General features: G+C 75.1%; 18 protein-coding genes and 1 riboswitch. Of the genes, 6 read left to right on the top strand and 12 right to left on the bottom strand.

Annotation, left to right across the window (positions count from 1 at the left end):
• The first annotated feature begins 20 nt into the window (after positions 1-20).
• On the top strand, positions 21-1376 hold the full coding sequence (clpX, locus tag MT994_RS02910; RefSeq protein WP_354805036.1) for an ATP-dependent Clp protease ATP-binding subunit ClpX: 1356 nt from the start codon (positions 21-23) through the stop codon (positions 1374-1376).
• A 163-nt stretch (positions 1377-1539) separates the two neighbouring features.
• Here the strand turns inward: clpX and MT994_RS02905 are convergent, their stop codons facing one another.
• Positions 1540-2829, bottom strand: coding sequence for an amidohydrolase (locus MT994_RS02905; protein WP_354805035.1), 1290 nt, complete (start codon positions 2827-2829; stop codon positions 1540-1542).
• Between the two features lie 44 nt (positions 2830-2873).
• Positions 2874-3296 carry a VOC family protein gene (locus MT994_RS02900; RefSeq protein ID WP_354805034.1) on the bottom strand — a complete coding sequence of 141 codons (423 nt, stop codon included), beginning with the start codon at positions 3294-3296 and terminating at the stop codon, positions 2874-2876.
• Positions 3297-3410: 114 nt separating this feature from the next.
• Between MT994_RS02900 and MT994_RS02895 the strand changes: the two genes are divergently transcribed.
• Positions 3411-3785 carry a hypothetical protein gene (locus MT994_RS02895; RefSeq protein WP_354805033.1) on the top strand — a complete coding sequence of 125 codons (375 nt, stop codon included), beginning with the start codon at positions 3411-3413 and terminating at the stop codon, positions 3783-3785.
• Positions 3786-3830: 45 nt separating this feature from the next.
• Here the strand turns inward: MT994_RS02895 and MT994_RS02890 are convergent, their stop codons facing one another.
• The 6 genes from MT994_RS02890 to MT994_RS02865 form a co-directional block, all read right to left on the bottom strand.
• Positions 3831-5657 (bottom strand): lipase family protein, encoded by a 1827-nt coding sequence (locus tag MT994_RS02890; RefSeq protein WP_354805031.1) that lies wholly within the window; start codon positions 5655-5657, stop codon positions 3831-3833.
• 71 nt (positions 5658-5728) lie between these two features.
• Positions 5729-6157 carry a (deoxy)nucleoside triphosphate pyrophosphohydrolase gene (locus MT994_RS02885; protein ID WP_044144702.1) on the bottom strand — a complete coding sequence of 143 codons (429 nt, stop codon included), beginning with the start codon at positions 6155-6157 and terminating at the stop codon, positions 5729-5731.
• Between the two features lie 79 nt (positions 6158-6236).
• The gene (locus MT994_RS02880) at positions 6237-6464 is read right to left on the bottom strand and encodes a helix-turn-helix transcriptional regulator (protein WP_044144703.1); all 228 of its coding nucleotides are present in this window, start codon (positions 6462-6464) and stop codon (positions 6237-6239) included.
• Positions 6465-6661: 197 nt separating this feature from the next.
• Positions 6662-6955 (bottom strand): hypothetical protein, encoded by a 294-nt coding sequence (locus MT994_RS02875; RefSeq protein WP_086150170.1) that lies wholly within the window; start codon positions 6953-6955, stop codon positions 6662-6664.
• A gap of 109 nt (positions 6956-7064) precedes the next feature.
• The gene (locus MT994_RS02870; RefSeq protein WP_354805029.1) at positions 7065-7418 is read right to left on the bottom strand and encodes an Hpt domain-containing protein; all 354 of its coding nucleotides are present in this window, start codon (positions 7416-7418) and stop codon (positions 7065-7067) included.
• Positions 7415-7810, bottom strand: a complete 396-nt coding sequence (locus MT994_RS02865) for a response regulator (RefSeq protein ID WP_086150268.1) — start codon at positions 7808-7810, stop codon at positions 7415-7417. Before MT994_RS02865 ends, MT994_RS02870 begins: the two co-directional genes overlap by 4 nt.
• Positions 7811-7880: 70 nt before the next feature.
• Between MT994_RS02865 and MT994_RS02860 the strand changes: the two genes are divergently transcribed.
• The 3 genes from MT994_RS02860 to MT994_RS02850 are packed head-to-tail and all read left to right on the top strand — an operon-like array spanning position 7881 to position 11862.
• Positions 7881-10799: a response regulator gene (locus MT994_RS02860; protein WP_354805028.1), complete on the top strand. Its 2919-nt coding sequence runs from the start codon at positions 7881-7883 to the stop codon at positions 10797-10799.
• Entirely contained in the window at positions 10796-11296 is a 501-nt protein-coding gene (locus MT994_RS02855) for a pyruvoyl-dependent arginine decarboxylase (RefSeq protein ID WP_043653117.1), read from the top strand. Before MT994_RS02860 ends, MT994_RS02855 begins: the two co-directional genes overlap by 4 nt.
• Positions 11293-11862 (top strand): hypothetical protein, encoded by a 570-nt coding sequence (locus MT994_RS02850; RefSeq protein ID WP_021483686.1) that lies wholly within the window; start codon positions 11293-11295, stop codon positions 11860-11862. Before MT994_RS02855 ends, MT994_RS02850 begins: the two co-directional genes overlap by 4 nt.
• A 51-nt stretch (positions 11863-11913) precedes the next feature.
• Here MT994_RS02850 and gcvH read toward each other — a convergent pair whose 3' ends face one another.
• Genes gcvH through gcvP form a run of 3 tightly spaced genes read right to left on the bottom strand, consistent with a single transcriptional unit; the run spans position 11914 to position 16494 of the window.
• A complete protein-coding gene (gene gcvH, locus MT994_RS02845; protein ID WP_021483687.1) occupies positions 11914-12291 on the bottom strand; it encodes a glycine cleavage system protein GcvH in 378 nt (125 codons plus the stop codon).
• Positions 12292-12319: 28 nt separating this feature from the next.
• Positions 12320-13543, bottom strand: a complete 1224-nt coding sequence (gcvT, locus tag MT994_RS02840) for a glycine cleavage system aminomethyltransferase GcvT (RefSeq protein ID WP_043653114.1) — start codon at positions 13541-13543, stop codon at positions 12320-12322.
• Positions 13540-16494: an aminomethyl-transferring glycine dehydrogenase gene (gcvP, locus tag MT994_RS02835; RefSeq protein WP_354805027.1), complete on the bottom strand. Its 2955-nt coding sequence runs from the start codon at positions 16492-16494 to the stop codon at positions 13540-13542. The genes gcvT and gcvP overlap by 4 nt, the downstream gene beginning before the upstream one ends.
• Before the next feature lie 181 nt (positions 16495-16675).
• Positions 16676-16783: riboswitch (glycine riboswitch) on the bottom strand.
• Between the two features lie 175 nt (positions 16784-16958).
• Between gcvP and MT994_RS02830 the strand changes: the two genes are divergently transcribed.
• Entirely contained in the window at positions 16959-17324 is a 366-nt protein-coding gene (locus MT994_RS02830; protein WP_167496878.1) for an SdpI family protein, read from the top strand.
• A 47-nt stretch (positions 17325-17371) separates the two neighbouring features.
• On the opposite strand, the gene MT994_RS02825 is transcribed toward MT994_RS02830, so the two are convergent.
• Complete coding sequence (locus MT994_RS02825; protein WP_354805026.1) at positions 17372-18880, bottom strand: lactate dehydrogenase; 1509 nt, start codon at positions 18878-18880, stop codon at positions 17372-17374.
• Positions 18881-18891: the final 11 nt, after the last annotated feature.

The following is an 18891-nucleotide window of genomic DNA, read 5'->3' as shown; positions in this document are numbered from 1 at the left end:
GACTCGACTGGAGGCACCTGGTGGCACGCTCCGACGGCACCGACGACGGCGGCGCGCGCGGTCAGCGCGGGCCCCGCGCGGCGGACGCGCTCACGTGCTCGTTCTGCGGCAAGTCGCAGCGGCAGGTGAAGCGGCTCATCGCGGGCCCCGCGGGCGTCTTCATCTGCGACGAGTGCGTCGCGCTCTGCCTCGAGATGGTCGAGGAGGACCGCGAGACGGAGTCGGCCGAGCAGGACATCGTCACCGGCAGCGGCCCGCTCCCCACGCCGCACGAGATCTTCGCGCACCTCAGCCGCTACGTCGTCGGGCAGGACGGCGCCAAGCGGGCGCTGGCCGTCGCGGTGCACAACCACTACAAGCGCGTACGCGCCGCCGCTGCCGCCGAGGAGGCGGGCGAGGCCCTCGCGACCGACGACGCGGACTACGTGGAGCTGGCGAAGTCGAACATCTTGTTGATCGGTCCGACGGGGACGGGCAAGACGTATCTGGCGCAGACGTTGGCGCGGATGTTGAACGTGCCTTTTGCGATCGCGGACGCGACGGCGCTCACCGAGGCGGGTTATGTCGGTGAGGACGTGGAGAACATTCTGCTGAAGCTGGTGCAGGCGGCGGACTTCGATGTGAAGAAGGCTGAGACGGGCATCATCTACATCGATGAGATCGACAAGGTGGCGCGCAAGGCGGAGAACCCCTCGATCACGCGGGACGTGTCGGGTGAGGGTGTGCAGCAGGCGTTGTTGAAGATCATCGAGGGCACGTCGGCGTCGGTGCCGCCGCAGGGTGGTCGTAAGCATCCGCACCAGGAGTTCATCCAGGTGGACACCTCGAACGTGCTGTTCATCGTGGCGGGGGCTTTTGCGGGGTTGGACGACATCGTGGCGGCGCGGGCGCGCAAGCGGGGTGTGGGGTTTGGTGCGCCGATCGAGACGGGTGCGGGGGAGGACCTGTTCGCGCAGGTGCGGCCCGAGGATCTGCACCGGTTCGGGTTGATCCCGGAGTTCATCGGGCGCCTTCCGGTGATCGCGTCGGTGGCGGCGTTGGATCGTGAGGCGTTGGTGCGGATCCTGACCCAGCCGCGGAATGCGTTGGTGAAGCAGTATCAGCGGATGTTCGCGATCGACGGGGTGGAGCTGGAGTTCACCGAGGGTGCGGTCGAGGCGGTCGCGGAGCAGGCGTTGTTGCGCGGGACGGGGGCGCGGGGGTTGCGCGCGATCATGGAGGAGGTGTTGCAGCAGGTGATGTTCGACGTGCCGTCGCGTGATGACGTGGAGCGGGTCGTGATCACGCGCGAGGTCGTGCTGGACAACGTCAATCCCACGATCGTGCCGCGCACCACGACCGCGCGCGCACGCACCCCGCGCGAGAAGTCCGCCTGACCCCGACGAGGACGCGCCCCCCGGGCTCGCCTGAGTAATGCCCGGGTCCGCCGAGGTAGAGCCCGGTCGGCTCAGGGAGGGCCCCAGTCCGCTCAGGGAGAGCCCGGGTTCATCCCGGTGGAGCCGCGGCCCCACGCGCACGCCACGGTCGCGCGGGGCGACGTCACGCCGTGCGCAGCCAGTCGCGTGCCGCGGCGACGAGGAGCGCGACGCCCAGGTCGAGCGTCGGCTCGGGGACGGGCGCGAAGTACGGGGAGTGGTTCGGGGCGACGCCGTCGGGCAGGTTGCCCATGCCCGTCGCGGTGGACAGGTCGAACGCGGCGAAGAGCGCGGGGTCGAACCCGCCGAGGTTCCAGTAGACGAGCGGCACGCCGGCGGCCGTGGCGAGGTCGCCGACGTCCTCGGAGCCGGGCAGCGGCGGCAGCGACACGACGGCGGCCCGCCCGCCCGCGGCCGTGATGCGGTCGTGCTGCTCGTCGAGCGTGCGGGCGAGGACGGCCCGGGTGCGCTCGGCGGCGGCGGGGTCGTTGACCATGAGGTCGAACGTCGAGACCTCCTCGTACTCCGGCGCCTGCGGCGCCCCGGACGCCGCGGCCTCGGCGTCGACGATGCGGTGGATCGCGTCGAGCACGCGACGGCGCACCTGCGGCGTGAAGGACCGGACGTTGACGAGCAGCTCCGCCGACCCCGGGATGATGTTGGCCTGCGTCCCGGCCCGCAGGGCCCCGACGGTCACGACCGCGGACTCCCGCGCCCCGACCTCCCGCGACACCACGCCCTGCAGCCGCATGACCGTCGCGGCCGCCATGACGACCGGGTCGACGGTCGACTCGGGGCTGGAGCCGTGGCCGCCCTTGCCGTGCAGGGTGACGCGGAACGAGTCGGTCGCGGCCATCGCCGGACCGGCCGTGAGGTTGACGACGCCCACGGGCAGGGGCATGACGTGCTGCCCCAGGACGACGTCGGGACGCCCGCCGGTCCGGTCGAACAGGCCGTCCGCGACCATCGCCCGCGCTCCCCCGCCGACCTCCTCGGCGGGCTGGAAGACGACGACGAGCGTGCCCGACCACGTGTCGCGGTGCGCGGCGAGCTCGGCCGCGGCGCCGAGCAGGCACGTCACGTGCACGTCGTGGCCGCACGCGTGCATGGTGCCGGACTCGTGGCCGTCGGGCGTGGTCGCGGTGTCCGTGGAGGCGTAGGGCAGGCCGGTGAGCTCGGTGACGGGGAGCCCGTCCATGTCGGCGCGCAGCAGGACGCGCGGCCCGTCGCCGTTCGCAAGGACGCCCGCGACGCCGGTCCCGCCGATCCCCTCGTGCACGTCGTACCCCCACCCGCGCAGCCGCTCGGCGACGATCCCGGCGGTCCGGTGCTCGGCGAACGCGAGCTCGGGGTGCCGGTGGAGGTCGGTGTAGACGTCGGTGAGCTGGGCGGTGGTCAGCGGGGTCGCGGTCATGCACGCATGATCCCGCGCCCGGCGACGGGCGGCGACCGCGCGCGTCAGCCCACGAAGAGGCAGAACGGGTGACCGGACGGGTCGGCATAGACGCGCAGCGGCTCGTCCGGGTCGTCGGACCGGTCGAGCAGCAGCCGTGCCCCGAGCGCGAGCGCGCGGTCGTGCTGCCGGTCGAGCTCCGCGACGTCGGGCACGGTGCAGTCGAGGTGCAGCTGCTGGGGCACGCCGTCGTCGGGCCACGTCGAGAGCGGGAGCGTCCCGACCTGCTGGAACGCGAGCTGGACCCCGCCCGGTGCCGCGCGCAGCACGAGCCAGTCCGCGCCGTCGGGGTCGGGCTCGCCCGCGGCGGGCGGCTCGTCGCCCGCGCGGTACTCGAGCCCGAACAGGCCCCGGTAGAACTCCGCGAGCGCGCGGGCGTCGGTCGTGTCGAGCACGACCTGGGCGATCCGGGGGAACGTGTCGGCCACGGTGACCACCTCCGCACGCCACCGTCGCGCCGCGCCCGCGCGCTCGCAAGCAGGTGCGGTCGCGGCACGCGAGGATGGGACCGGACGACGGCACACCACCCACCGGGAGACGACGTGACGGACCAGGACGGGCGCCTCGCGCGGCACGTCGCGGAGGCGGCCGACGCGTGGCTGCGCGACCCGCTCGACGCGGGCGTGTACCGGCGCCTCGTCGACGCGACGCTCGCGTGGCGGTCCGGCGGGGGCCGCGTGGTGCAAGGGCTCCCGGAGCCGGGTGCCGTGCCCGGCGCCTCGCCGGGGGTCGAGCCGACGGCGCCACCTCGCCCGACCGTGGGCACCCCGGACGACGACGAGCGCTACCTGCGGCCCGACCGCGCCCCACGGGCCGTGGGCAGCACGCTCGCCGACGTGGCGAGCCTGCTCCGGGCGCGCGCCGGCGCGGCGGGCGCGGGGGACACGGCGGACGTGGCGGACGACGAGCGTTCCTGACGGCCGCCGCCCGCCCGCGTCACGGCACGCGGCGACGCCGACGCGTCAGCCGGTGGCGCAGGTGGGGGTCGGCGGCTCGCCCGCGAGCCGCGCCTCGGTCCAGCGCACGAGGTCGGGGGCGAGCGGCGAGTCCGCCTGGACGAGGCCGACGTGGTCCCGCCCCTCGTACGTGCGGTAGTCGACCGGCTGCCCGGCCGCGCACCGCTCCCCCACGTACGCGTCCTGCGTGCTCGGGAGGACCAGCGGGTCCGACGCCCCCTGCGCGACGAGCAGCGGCGCCTCGACCGCCCCCGTCGGCACGTTCTCGGCGAGCCGCTCCCCCAGGGCGCCGTCCGTGGGGTCTGTCGTCCACAGCGGCTGGTCCATGGACAGCGCCTCGGCGACGGAGACGAGCGCGCCCGGCTCGGACAGGCAGCGGGACGCCATCTCGTGCACGACGAGGCGCGCCCCCGGGCGCACGGCCTCGATCGCGTCCGCGTCGGGGTAGGCCGCGTCGTACGCCGCCACGACGTACGACGCGAACACGCTCCCCCCGGGCACGTTCTCCAGGTGGGACACCATGGCCGTGAGGTCGCTCGCGGGAGCGAGCGCGGCGACGCCCGCGAGCGGCACGTCGGGGGCGTACGCGGGCGCGACGGCGCCCGTCCACAGGGCGGCGTGCCCGCCCTGCGAGTGACCCCAGACGACGGTCTGCTCGCCGAGCGTCGCGTCGTCGAGGGCGCGGGCCGCGCGCACCGCGTCGAGCACGGAGCGGGCCTCGCCCTGGCCGACGAGGTACGGGTGCGGTCCCGCCGTGCCGAGCCCCGCGTAGTCGGTGGCGACGAGGGCCCAGCCGCGCGCGAGCACGTCGTCGAGCAGGAAGAACGCGCCGGACTCGAACGGCTCGTCGAGCACCGAGGGCGCGCACCCGCGCGCGTAGCCGGTGGTGCCGTGCGCCCACGCGACGACGGGCGGCGGCGCTCCCCCGTCCGTCCCGACGCCGTCGGGCACGACGACGAGGCCGCTCGCGACGGTGGGCTCCCCCTCGTCGAGCGTCGTCGTGTAGAGGATGCGCCAGGCCGACGCCCCGTCCGGGATCTGTCGCGTGAACGGCTCCGCCCGCAGCAGGCTGCCGGGCTCGTCCGGGGGCGCGTCGGGCGCGTCGTAGAACGCGTCGGCGTGCGGCGCGGCGCGCTGCACGGCGACGCTCACGCCCGTGAGCCCTGCGGCCGCGACGAACGCGAGCACGGCCCCGACGAGCGCGGCCGGGCCGCGGCGCGCCGACCGGGAACGGCGCGACGGCGCGGCGCCGGTTTCGGGCGGACGGCGCGCGGCGCGCGCACGGCGCACGCCGGCGACGAGCAGCCGCACGCCGAGCAGCACGAGGCGCACCCCCAGCACCACGGCGACGACGAGCACGGTCACGTCCGGCCAGACGAGCGCGAGCCCGCCGAGCAGCACGGACGCCGCGCCCACCGCCACGCGGGCCCAGCGGTCCGTGCCGGACGACCGGACGCCGTCGACCACGTCGAGGACCCCGGAGACGACCAGGCCGACGCCCACGAGCAGCGCGACGACCCCGATCGTCGGCGCGGGCCACACGAGCACGGCGACCGCGAGCGCGAGGAACAGCAGCCCGCGCACGACGCGCAGGGCACGGGGACCGCGCGCGTCCGGGGTCGTGCCGCCGTCGCCGACGAGCTCGACGACGCCGAGGACGACGAACGCCGCGACGACCGCGACGACGAGGACCGCGAGCGAGGCGAACGGCCGCAGCACGACGGCGGCGCCGAGCGCGGTGGCGGCGGCGCCGAGCACGACGGCGGCCCAGGGCGGCAGGCGGTCCCCGAGGTCGCGCAGCGCGCGGCGCGCCCGGGCGGTGGTTCGGCTCACGTCGCGACCGTAGCCACGCGTCCCGCAGGGCGCGCGCGGAGCGCGTGGCGGAGACCGGGAGGGGTCGGCGGTCAGACCGCCTCGGGCGCCACCTGGCGCGCGAGCTCCTCGACGATGCGCACGTCGGCGTCGAGCCACGGCACGTCGAGCCAGCTCCCGGCGTCGAGCCAGGTCAGCTCGTCGTGCTCGACGAGCGGCTGGGGCTCTCCCGCGGTGACCCGCGCGAACCACAGGCGCATCACGTGGCGGTCGGTGATGATCCAGGTCCCGTGGTCGGGGCCCACGATCTCGTCACCGAGCTCCACGGCCACGCCGAGCTCCTCGCGGAGCTCGCGGTGCAGCGCCTCCGTCGGGGTCTCGCCGGGGTCGACCTTGCCCCCGGGGAACTCCCAGCGGCCCGCGAGGTGCGACGGACGGGACCGGCGCGCGCTGAGCAGGAGCCGCGGGGCGACGAGATCGTCGACGATCGCCGCGGCCACCACCAGTCTGCGCAGAGTCATACGCGGAGTGTCGCACGGCGTCGTGACGTGCGGGTGACGCGACCGTGACAGCGGCCTGCGAGGGCCGCGGAGCCGTTCGTCAGCGCAGGCCGGCCGCCCGGGCCCAGGCCACGGCCTCGGCACGGGTCGAGACGCCGAGCTTGCGGTAGAGGCTGCGGACCTGCGACTTGACCGTGTTGCGCGTGACGAAGAGCTTGGTGGCGATCTGCTCGAGCGTGACGTCCTCAGACAGGTTCGACAGGACGACCCGCTCCCGGCGGGTCAGCGGAGCGATCGGGGTGGCGATCCGCTCCGACGGGGCCGCCATGGGGCGGACCAGCTCGATGGTGCTCATGTTCTCCTCCAGATGCTCTCCGGTCACGTCATCCCCACGTGGCGAGTTCCGGTTGGTGCTACTTGAAGGGATGGGACGGGAGTCGTTTCATGACGCGACTTCTCGCGACGAGTTTCAGGACGTTCGTCCAGACCCGGACGAACCAGCCGCCGGAGCGGCGTCGGTGCAGGTCAGACGAGGTGCTGGTACGAGAGCAGCAGCAGTGCGACGGCCGTGTAGTCCTCGACGGAACCCGTCGAACGGGTCACGACGCTCACGCTCATCTGCTCGACCGTCGGGAGCATTCCCTGGGCGAGGTCCTCCTGCAGCGTGCGCTCGACGGTGTCGCTGAGCGCCGCCATGGCGGCGTCGATGCTCGCCTGCGGGCCCGACGTGAGATAGGTCGGCGTCGGGACGCGGGGCCCGTGGCTCGCGCCGGTCTCGCGCCGGGTCGGGCTGTCGGGCGACGTCACGGTGTCGATCATGGGAGTACCCCCCTGCCAGTCCGGGGGACCGTCCCCTCGGCACCCACCACCCTGGTGCGCGGCCCTTGGGGGAATCCCACGTCCGCCGCAGGAGAACCTCAAGATTTGCTCAAGACTCGGGGTTCGTGCCCTCCCGGGCGCCGTCGGTCAGGGCGCGCAGGCGCTGGAGACGTGCCGGCACCGCGGCGAGGTCGCCCCCGCGGAGCGCCGCCTCCAGCTCGCGCGCGGCCGCGGTCGTGTCGTCGTCGCCGAACGTCCCGGCGGACCCGGCGACGGCGTGGCACAGCGCCGCCGCCTCGAGGACGGCCTCGGCCGAGGGCTGCTCCGCGTCGTCTGCCCCGTGCCCCAGGAGGCGGGCCGCCTCCTCGACCCGGGCCGCGTTCCGGGCGCGCGCCCGCTGCCGCAGCACGACGAGCGCGGCGTCGAGCCGATCGTCCGCACGACCGTCGGGCCCCGCCGTCACGGCTCCCACCCGAGGAGCGCTCCGAGCCGGGCCGCGAGGTCGAGAGCGTCGAACGGCTTCGTGATGACGCCGGCCGCGCCCAGGCCGTCGAGACGCGAGATCTCCCCCGCGCCGACCTTGGCGGTGAGGAAGACGACCGGCACGTCGCGCAGCGCGGGGCGGGTCCGCAGGCGCGCGAGCACGGTGGGCCCGTCCACGACGGGCATCATCACGTCGAGCACGATCGCGTCGGGCCGCACGCGCTCGGCGAGCGCCGCGCCCTCGTCGCCGTCGGCCGCGACGTGCACCTCGTAGCCGCCCACCACGTCGAGCGCGAGCTCGACGACCTCGCGGATCGACGGGTCGTCGTCGATGACGACCACGCGCCGCCTGCTCTGCCCTTCCGCGTCCATCGTCCCGACGCTAGCCGAGAAGCCCGCGCCCGGCAGCGCGCGCCCACGGGCGGTCCCCTACGCTCGACGCATGGTGGGGCAGCGGGGACCGACGGAGCGGACGCACGACCCCTTCGTCCTCTGGTGCTGGGTGGTCGGCGTCGTCCTCGTGCTCCTCGTCGTCGTCCTCGCGAGCCCGCTCGACGCCGAGACCCGACGCACGGTCTCGCAGGCCTCGATCGTGAGCGCCGGGGCGATCGCCGCGGCGAGCTGCGGGTGGCGCGCGGCCCGCTCGACGGGCCGACGGCGTCGGGCGTGGAGCCTGCTCGCGCTCGGCGGGGTGGTCGGTCTCGTCGGCAACGTCTACGCGGGCCTGGTCGACAACCCCTCGACGGGCGACTACGCCTACATCGCCGCGCTGCTCCTCGGCATCGTCGGACTCGCCTTCTTCCCCACCGTGCGCCCGCGCGGCAAGGAGATCGGGCGGATGCTGCTCGACAGCGTCGTCGTCGGCGGCTCGGTGCTGTACATCGCGCTCTACGCGGTGACGCTCCGCTCGGCGGAGGCGCCGCCGACCGGCACCGCGGCCGTCACGGCGTACACGCTCCCCGTGGTGGACGCGCTGCTCGCGACCTTCGCCGTCCTCGTGATGACCCGCTCGACCGCCTCCGAGCGGGTGCCCCTCGTGCTCGTGGGCAGCGGGTTCGTGCTCTACGCCGTGGCCGACGTCGCGTTCGCCCTGCTCTCCGCCGACGGCACGTTCACGTTCGGCAGCCCGATCGACGTCGGGTGGGTCGGCGGGTACCTCATGATCGCGCTCGCCGCGCGGCACCGGGCGGCGAGCGGCAGCCCGGTGGCCGACGAGCGGGCGCAGGGGTCCGCGATCCTGGGCACGACCGTGACGTTCTGCCTGTTCCTCGCGGCCGCCCTGATCCGGGTCGTGCAGTCCTCGACGGGCTTCACGTGGGCCCCGAACGCGCTGTGGGTCGTCGTGCTGCTCGCCGTCGTCGCACGGCAGATCCTCGTCGTCGCCGACAACGAGTCGCTGCTGCACGGCCTGGAGCGGCGCGTCGAGGAGCGCACGTCCCAGCTCCGCGCACTCGCCGGGGAGCGCGCGCGGACGCTCGAGTCCGTGGCGGACGGCATCTACGGCGTCGACCCCGACGGCCGCGTCACCTTCGTCAACGCGGCGGCGTCCCGCACGCTCGGCGCGAGCCCTGACTCGCTCATCGGCCGGGACGCGCACGCCCTCTTCCACGCGCCCGACGCGGACGGCAACCCCTATCCCGCGGAGTCCTGCTACATCCGGGAGGCCGTGCGCGACGGCATCACCGCGGTCGCCGAGCAGGACGTCTACCTCCGCGAGGACGGCTCCGAGGTGGCCGTCGAGGTCACGGCGAGCCCGCTCAAGGACGACGGCCGCACGCTGGGCGCGGTCGTCGTGTTCCGCGACATCACGGACCGGCGGGAGGTCGAGCGACTCAAGGACGAGTTCGTGTCCGTCGTGAGCCACGAGCTGCGCACGCCGCTCACCGCGATCCGCGGCGCGCTCGGCCTGCTCGACAGCGGTGCCCTGGGCACGCTCCCCGAGCGCTCGGCGCGCATGGTGCACGTCGCGCGGTCCAGCAGCGACCGCCTCAACCGGATCGTGGACGACATCCTCGACATCGAGCGCATGGACTCGGGCACGACGCCGCTCGAGCGGGCCGACCACCGCGTGGCCGACCTCGTCGCGACGGCCGCGGAGCCGGTCGGGCTGCTCGCGCGCGACGCCGGCGTCGAGATCGTGCAGGAGGACACCGACGAGGTCGTCGCCGTCGACGGGGACCGCGTCGTGCAGATGCTGACCAACCTGCTGAGCAACGCCGTGAAGTTCTCCCCGCCGGGCGGGACGGTCCGCGTGTCCGCACGCTCGGCCGGGGAGATGGTCGAGCTCCGCGTCGAGGACGAGGGGCGCGGCATCCCCCCGGACAAGCTCGAGGCGGTGTTCCGGCGCTTCGAGCAGGTCGACGCGTCGGACTCGCGCGAGCGGGGCGGCAGCGGGCTCGGGCTCGCGATCTCGCAGAGCATCGTGGAGCGCCACGGGGGCCGCATCTGGGCCGAGAGCCGCGGCGAGGGCATGGGCGCGACCTTCCGCGCGACCCTCCCCCGGCCCGAGCCGGTCCTCGGCCCGGCCGACGACGTGCCCGCGACGGCGCCCGGCGACCAGCGCCCCCGGGTCGTGGTGGTCGACGACGACGCGTACGTCGTCGACGTGCTGCGCGCGGTCCTGGAGTCGCGCGGGTACGAGGTCGTCGGGGTGACCGACGGCACGCTCGCCTTCGCGGCCATCGAGGCCGCCCGGCCCGCCGCCGTCGTGCTCGACCTCGCGATGCCGGGACGCGACGGGCAGGACGTGCTCGACCGGGTGCGCCGGAGCGCCGCGACGGCGAACGTGCCCGTCGTCATCGTCTCGGGCTCGCAGCCCTCGAAGGCCGTGGCGACGGCGTCCCTCGCCGACCGCTGGCTCGTCAAGCCGGTCGCGCCCGCGGAGCTCGAGCGCACCGTCAAGGAGGCCGTGAGCCTGCGCCCGCACCACGAGCACGTGCTCGTCGTCGAGGACGACCCGGAGGTCGGCGAGGTGGTCCGGGCCGTCCTGCAGGGCGCGGGTCTCGTCGTCACGCTGGCGCGCAGCGTCCACGAGGCGCTGGAGGTGCTCGCGGGCGGCGACGACCCGGCGCTCGTCGTGCTCGACCTCACGCTGCCCGACGGCGCGGGCCGCGAGGTCGTCGACGCGCTCCGCCAGGACGGCCGTCTGAGCCGGGTCCCGCTCGTCATCTACAGCGGGGCGCGCCTCGACGCGCACCAGCGTGCGGACCTCCGGCTGGGAGATACCGTCTACCTGCGCAAGGGGAGCACCGCCCCCGAGAAGCTGCTGGAACCCGTGCTCGACCTCCTGGACACGGCCGCGGGCCGCTGGGGCACGGCGCACGACGACGGGGCGAGAGCCTCGAGGACGGAGAACACATGACCGCGGGACCCATCATCTACGTGAGCCATGGGACGGGCACGGGGAGGACCGAGCTGTCCGCATTCGACGCGGCGCTCACGGACGCCGGCGTCGGCGACTTCAACCTCGTCCGGCTGAGCTCCGTCGTGCCGCCCGGGTCCCGCGTGGTCGAGGTGGACCGCCTCGAGGAGGGGTACGGCGGGCACGGCGACCTCCTCTACTGCGTGTACGCCGAGGCGCACGCCGTGATGCCCGGCCACGAGGCGTGGGCGGGCGTGGCGTGGTCGCTGCGCGACGACGACAGCGGTGCCGGTCTGTTCGTGGAGCACGAGGCGCCGTCGCACGAGCAGCTCGAGCTGGACCTCACGCTCAGCCTGGAGGACCTGGCCGCGACGCGCGGCAACCGGTTCCACCCGGCCGGCCGCCGGGTCGCCGGGGTGCGCTGCGAGTCGCTGCCCGTGTGCTCCGTCGTCGTCGCCGCGTACCGCCGCGAGGGCTGGGACGGGGAAACCCGGTGACGGCGCCGGCGCGCGCGGGCGCGGGGCGCGCCGCGGTGACGTTCGAGCAGACCGTGGACGGCGAGCTCGCCGACCGGTTCTGGGAGCTCTACCTCGAGGCGTTCGAGCCGCTGCGGACCCGTGCGGCCGCCCGGCACGTGCTGCACCGCGAGGAGTTCGACGAGGAGATGAGCGACCCGCGGGTGCTCAAGCTCCTCGCGCACGACGACGACGGCGCGGCCGTCGGGCTGACGACGCTCGCGACCGACCTCGCGGCCGTCCCGTGGGTGAGCCCGGAGTTCTTCGCGGCGCGCTACCCCGAGCACGCGGCGCGCGGCGCCGTCTGGTACATCGGCTTCACGCTCGCCCACCCGGGCCGTCGTGCGAGCCGGACGTTCATGGACATGATCGACGCGCTCGTCGCGCACCTCGCGGAGAACCGCGTCGTGTGCGCCTACGACGTGTCGCGGTTCAACGACGACTCGCTGCGGTTCGCGGACAACCTGCGCCGCCACCTCGAGCGGACGCGAGACGTCGAGGTCGAGACCGTCGACCAGCAGACGTACTACGCGACGACGTTCCGCTGACCGGCGCGCCGACCCTGTGCCGGGGCGGTCCGCACCGCCCCGGCACGGCCGTCAGCTGCCGACGTGCGCCGCGTACTGGTCGGCGGTGAGCAGGTCGCCCGTGTCGACGACGTCGACCTTGAACAGCCAGCCGTCGGTGTACGGGTCCGAGTTCACGACGGCCGGGTCGTCGACCGCCGCCTGGTTCACCTCGACGATCGTGCCCGTCACGGGCGAGAAGAGCTCCGACACGGACTTGGTCGACTCGACCTCGCCGATGACGCTCCCGGCGGTCACCTCGGCGCCCACCTCGGGCAGCTCCAGGTAGACGATGTCGCCGAGGGCCTCGGCGGCCGTCGCGGTGATCCCGACGACGGCGGGCGTCGAGCCGTCGATCCACTCGTGCTCGGCCGTGTACTGCAGGTGCGCCGGGAACTGGGCCTCGGTCATGGGGTTCTCCTTCGGGACGACGGGGCGGTCAGGACTGCTGGGGACGACGGTAGAACGGGAGCGGCACGACGACCACGGGCTCGGCCCGGCCGCGCACGTCGACGGCAAGCTCGGTGCCCTCCGCCGACAGCTCGGGCGTGACGTACGCGAGGGCGATCGGGTGGCCGAGCGTCGGGGACGGCGCGCCGGACGTCACCGTGCCCACGCGGCGCGCGGACTCCCCCACCGCTCCCCCGGCGTCGACGCCGTCGCCCGGCAGCACGACGGCGTAGCCCGCCCGCGCGGGCCGCCGCCCCAGGCCCCGGAGCCCGACGAGCACGCGCGCGGGCGGCGACTCCCGGCGCGCGGCGAGCGCGGCGCGGCCGACGAACTCGAGCGGCGCGCCGTCGGCGTCGACCTTGTCGAGCTTCACGACGCGCCCGAGCCCCGCCTCGTACGGCGTGGTCGTGGTGTCGAGCTCGTGCCCGTACAGCGGCATCCCCGCCTCCAGGCGCAGCGAGTCGCGCGCGGACAGGCCCGCCGGGACGAGGCCGAGCGGCGCGCCCGCGGCGAGCACCGTGCGCCACAGGTCGGCGGCGCGGTCGGCAGGCACGAACAGCTCGAACCCGTCCTCCCCCGTGTACCCGGTACGGGCCACGAGCGCGTCGACCGGGCCGTCGTCGGTCCGCAGCACGAGCGGCGCGGCCGCGTAGTACCGGAGGTCGCGCACGGTCTCGGCGGCGACCGGGTCGGCCGGGTCCGTGAGGCCCGCGACGATCTCCTCCGCACGCGGCCCCTGGACCGCGACGAGCGCCGTGCCCGCGCCCTGGTCGGTGACCGTCGCGTCGAAGCCCGCGGCCCGCTCCACGAGCTCGCGCGCGACGAGGTCCGCGTTCCCCGCGTTCGCGACCACGAGGAACCGCTCGTCCGCGAGGCGGTACACCACGAGGTCGTCGAGGACCGCGCCGTCCTCCTGGCAGATCATCGTGTAGCGCGCCCGGCCCGGCGCGACCGCGGAGAGGTTCCCCACGAGCGCGTGGTCCAGCGCGGCCGCGGCCTGCGGTCCCGCGACCTCGATCTCGCCCATGTGGGAGAGGTCGAACAGGCCGGCCGCCTCGCGGACGGCGCGGTGCTCCGCGAGGTCGGACGTGTACCGCAGCGGCATGAGCCACCCGCCGAAGCTCGTGAGGTTCGCGCCGAGCGCGACGTGCTCGTCGTGCAGCGGGCTGCGGCGCTCCGCGCTCTCGGTCGTCCCGGTCTGCTGCTCGGTCATGCGAGGTCTCCCGTCACGTAGGACTCCAGGGGCGGGCACGAGCACACGAGGTTGCGGTCGCCCCGCGCACCGTCGATGCGGCGCACCGGCGGCCAGTACTTCCCGGCGCGCAGGCTCGCGACCGGGTAGGCCGCGAGCTCGCGCGAGTAGGGCTTGGCCCAGTCCTCCGCCACGAGCGCCGCCGCGGTGTGCGGCGCGCCGCGCAGCGGCGACTCCTCGACCGCCCAGCGGCCCGACGCGACCGCGTCGATCTCGCCGCGGATGGCCACGAGCGCGTCGACGAACCGGTCGAGCTCCGCGAGGTCCTCGCTCTCCGTCGGCTCCACCATGAGCGTGCCTGCCACGGGGAACGAGAGCGTCGGCGCGTGGAACCCGTAGTCCATGAGCCGCTTCGCCACGTCCTCCGCCGTCACACCCGTCTCCGCGGTGATCGGGCGCAGGTCGAGGATGCACTCGTGCGCGACGAGGCCGTTCGGGCCCGTGTACAGCACCGGGTAGTGGTCGGCGAGCCGGCTCGCGACGTAGTTCGCGGTGAGCACCGCGGTCTTCGTCGCCTCCGTCAGCCCGTCCGGGCCCATGAGGGCGACGTACGCGTACGAGATCGGCAGGATCCCGGCCGAGCCGTACCGCGTCGCCGAGACGGGCGTCGCGGCGGACGCGCCCGGCGCCAGCGGGTCGCCCGGGAGGAACGGCACGAGGTGCTCGCCGACCGCGACCGGTCCGACCCCGGGCCCTCCCCCGCCGTGCGGGATGCAGAACGTCTTGTGCAGGTTCAGGTGCGAGACGTCGCCGCCGAACTCCCCCGGGCGCGCGAGCCCGACGAGCGCGTTGAGGTTCGCCCCGTCGATGTACACCTGGCCACCTGCTTCGTGTACGAGGTCGCATACCTCGCGGACGTGCTCCTCGAAGACGCCGTGCGTCGAGGGGTAGGTGATCATGATCGCCGCGACCCGCGGGCCGTGGTCGGCCAGCTTGGCGCGCAGGTCAGCAAGGTCCACCTCGCCGCTCTCCGCGGTCCGCACGACCTCGACCTTCAGGCCCGCCAGCGCCGCCGACGCCGCGTTGGTGCCGTGCGCCGACGCGGGGATCAGGCACACGTCGCGCTCCACGTCCCCGCGAGAGACGTGGTACTCGCGGATCGCCAGCAGGCCCGCGAACTCGCCCTGCGAGCCCGCGTTCGGCTGCACCGAGACGCCCGCGTAGCCCGTGATCTCCGCCAGCGCCGACTCCAGGCCGCCGATCAGCTCCTCGTAGCCGCGCGCCTGGTCGGCGGGGACGAACGGGTGCAGGTCCGCGAACCCCGGCCAGGAGATCGCCTCCATCTCGGCCGTCGCGTTGAGCTTCATCGTGCACGAGCCCAGCGGGATCATCGTCCGGTCCAGGGCGAGGTCCTTGTCCGCGAGACGGCGCAGGTAGCGCAGCATCGACGTCTCGGAGCGGTGCAGACGGAAGATCGGGTGCTGGAGGTACGGCGTCGTCCGGGTCGCCCAGGCCGGGAGGTCGTGGCCGGGTGCTGCGGCCGCAGCGCCGTCCTCGCTCTGCCCGGTCGCGGGATCGATCCCGAACGCCCGCACGACCGTGGCGAGGATCGCGGGCGTGGTGGTCTCGTCGCAGGCGATCTGTACATGGTCTGCATCGGGGTTGTACAGGTTGACGCCGGCCGCTGCTGCGGCCTCGACGACGGCGGCGGCGCGGCCCGGGACCACGGCGCGGACGGTGTCGAAGAAGGTGTCGTGCTCGACCGTGACGCCGCCCGCGCGCAGGTGCTCGGCGAGGGTCGTGGCGTGGGCGTGGGTGCGCTCGGCGATCGCGCGGAGGCCGTCGGGGCCGTGGTAGACCGCGTACATCGAGGCGACGATCGCGAGGAGCGCCTGCGCCGTGCAGATGTTGCTCGTCGCCTTCTCGCGCCGGATGTGCTGCTCGCGCGTCTGGAGGGCGAGGCGGTAGGCGGTGTCGCCGTCGGCGTCGATCGAGACGCCCACGAGACGACCGGGCAGGGACCGCTCGAGGCCCTTGCGGACGGCCATGAACGCGGCGTGCGGGCCGCCGTAGAACAGCGGGACGCCGAACCGCTGGGCGGAGCCCACCGCCACGTCCGCGCCGAGCTCGCCGGGGGAGACCAGCAGCGTCAGGGCGAGCAGGTCGCTCGCCACCGTGACGAGCGCACCCGCGTCCTTGGCCTCCGCGACCACGGGCCGCCAGTCCACGACGCGACCCGACGCGCCCGACTGCTGGACGACGACGCCCACGAGGTGCGCGTCGTCGTCCACCTCGGCGGGGAACGCGCCCGCCGCGCGGGCGGCGGCGAGCCCGGCCTCCAGGCCGCCCGACAGGTCAGCGACCACCACGGGCAGGCCGACGGCCTGCGCGCGACCGAGCGTCACCGCGAGCGTCTGCGGGAAGAGGTCGGCGTCGAGCACCACGTAGCCGCTCTTCGCACGCGAGGCCCGCCACATGAGGGCGACCGCCTCCGCGACCGCGGTCGCCTCGTCGAGCAGCGACGCGTTCGCGACGTCGAGGCCCGTGAGGTCCTCGACGACCTGCTGGAAGTTCAGCAGCGCCTCCAGGCGGCCCTGCGAGATCTCGGGCTGGTACGGCGTGTACGCCGTGTACCAGGCGGGGGACTCGAGGACGTTGCGACGGATCACCGGGGGAGTGACGGTGCCGTAGTAGCCGAGCCCGATCATCTGCGTCTTGACGACGTTCTTCGCGGCGAGCGCGCGCAGGTGGTCGAGCACCTCCGTCTCGGTGCGCGCCGCCGGCAGGTCGAGCGGGCGCTCGGTGCGGATCGTCGCGGGAACGGCGGCGTCGACGAGCGCGTCGAGCGAGGCGTAGCCGAGCTGGTCGAGCATGACCTGCACCTCACGGCCGCGCGGGCCGAGGTGGCGCGGCGCGAACGCGCCGGAGGCGGCGTCGGGCGGCGAGGTGCGGTCGAGGGACGGCTGGGTCACGGGGACCTCCGGGGGAGGGGACGACGGCGGGTCCCTCCCCGCTCTGTCATCGGACGCACGCGTCGACCTGAGAGTTTTGCCGGTCCGCCGTGCCGCGAGGGCCGGGGCGCGCCGACTTGCACCGTCGGTGGGCCGAGGTCGCCGGGGGTCCGACGAGCGCACGACCGCTTTCCAGAGTTGCCTCGCCTCGACGGTACGTGGGCCTGAGAGATTCCCGGGGAGGACTTGCTCCTTCGGCGCCGGCGCCCGGTCCGGGGACCGTGCTGCCGAGCTCTCCCGTCGAGGTTCGGGCGGCAGTACTGCAGTTGTGCGCACGATCCTACCGGGGTCGTGCCGCCCGGGCGGGCCGTGGCAGGCGCCACGGTCGCGCTCGCGGCGGACCGTGCGCGGAGATGTCCGCGCTCCAGGCGCACGCCTACCGGTAGCCCGGCACGGGCGCGCGCCGCCGTGACAGGGTGGGGCACGTGCACCCCGACACCGTCGCCGATCTCGTGCTCCTGCTCGTCCTCGCCGGAGCGGGTCTCCTGCTCGTCTGGTGCGCCCGCGCCACGGCCTCCGGACGGATCGGCCGCAACCAGGTCGCGGGCATCCGCACCGCGACGACGCTCGCGAGCGACGACGCCTGGCGCACGGCACACCGCGCGGCCCGCCCGCTGAGCGAGGCGGCGGGCTGGGTGCTCGTCGCGGCCGCCCCGGTGCTCCTCCTGGTCGACGACGCCGCGGGCCTCGTCGTCGTGCTGGTCGCGACCGGTCTGGCGCTCGCGCTCACGGTGGGAGGGCTCGTCGTCGGGACGCGGGCCGTGCGCCGCGAGGTGGGTCCTCGCCGCTGACCCGGCGGCGGCTCGCGCACGGTCGACGCCGCGAGCCCGGCCGTCGCTCAGCCCGGCGTGCCGTGCCGGGAGGAGTCGCCCGCGGGCTCCACGACGACGGAGCGCACCGTCGCGAGCCGCCGGACCGCGCGCTCCAGGGCGCGCGTGCGGCGGGGGGTCGCACGGAACGACACGACGATCCGCCCGGCTCGACCGTCGCCGTCGACCGGCCCGGTCGCGAGCGAGTCGAAGCTCACGCCGCGCGTCGAGAAGACCCCGGTGAGCGCGGTGAGCGTGCCCGGCTGGTCGAGGCCGTGCACGGTCGCGACCCAGTCGCGCTCCGCACCGACCGGGGTCGACACGCGCTCCGCGCCCGTCGCCACGGTCGTGCCCGGCACGCCCGACGGCACGCCCTGCGGCCCCGCCGCGCCCGACGAACCCTCCGCACCCGCTGCCGCGTTCGCCGCACCACCCGCGGGCGACCCCGCACGCGCCGAGATCGCGCTCGCCGTCACCATGCGGTCGATGCTCCCGGCCGCCTCCGCGAGCCGCCGCGCCTCGTCGTCGGGCAGCTCGTCGAGCAGCACGCGCGTCCACCCGCCCGGGCCGAGCACGACCGGGACGCCGAGGACCCCGCGCGACGGCACGCCGTCGGCCGGGGCGAGGCGTCCGTCGAGCTCGCCGTCGAGCGCGACCTGCCCCGCGACGACGATCTCGCGGCCGTCGAGGATCACCTCCAGGAGGTCGACGGTCGCGCTCGCGGTGCCCGCGGGGGTCTTCGCGCCGGACTGGTGCGTCATCCAGGGCCGCGTGACGAGCCGCAGGTCGGCGGGCCACGTGTCGATGAGCTCGAACGCGGCACCCATGTCCTGGCTCGCGACGCGCGCGAGCTCGTCCTTCGCCGCGGCGATCTCGCCCGGCAGCGCGTCGAGGGTGCGGCCGCGGCGCAGCGCGGCGACGGCGCGCGCCCGCTCGTCGGCGTCGAGCCCGCTCACCCGGACGGTCGACCAGAGCGGGACGGCGTCCTCGCCGTGCTGACCCCCCACGAACCCGCCGACGCGGTGCCGCCGCACGCCCAGCTCGACCGCGAGCTCGCGTCGGAACCGCAGCGTGTCGAGCCAGGCCCCCATGCCGAGCACGCGGTGCCGCCCGAGCCGTTCCGCCATGACCGCGACGCCGAGCTCGACGGGGTTCGTCACGACGATCACGACCTCGTGCCCCGAGCCGTGCCGCGCGATCGCGTCCGCGTACTCGGCGAGCACCGCGCCGTTGGTCGCGGCGAGCACGCGCCGGTCGGGGTCGGCGCCCGTCCGGGCCGGGGGAGTGAGGCCGGCGGCGACGACGATGACGTCGGCGGTGACGTCGTCGGGCGAGTGCGCGACGTCGAGGAGCGGCGCGTGCTCGTCGTACGCGTCGACGAGGTCGGCGCGCAGCCCGTGCACGGCGCGCCCCGACGCGCCGCCGGCCCGACCGACGAGCTGGAGCCGCGCCGTCGGCGGGAGCACCCGCCGCTCGACGATCTGCGTGCACACCTGTCGGCCGACGTCGCCCGTCGCCCCCAACACCGCTACGTCCACACCCGCAGGCT

Origin of the sequence: Cellulosimicrobium sp. MI9406 (genome assembly GCF_040595865.1) — a bacterium.
GTDB classification, from domain to species: Bacteria; Actinomycetota; Actinomycetes; order Actinomycetales; family Cellulomonadaceae; genus Cellulosimicrobium; species Cellulosimicrobium funkei.
Note: the sequence above shows the minus strand (reverse complement) of the source record. Positions and strands in the feature narration are given on the sequence as shown.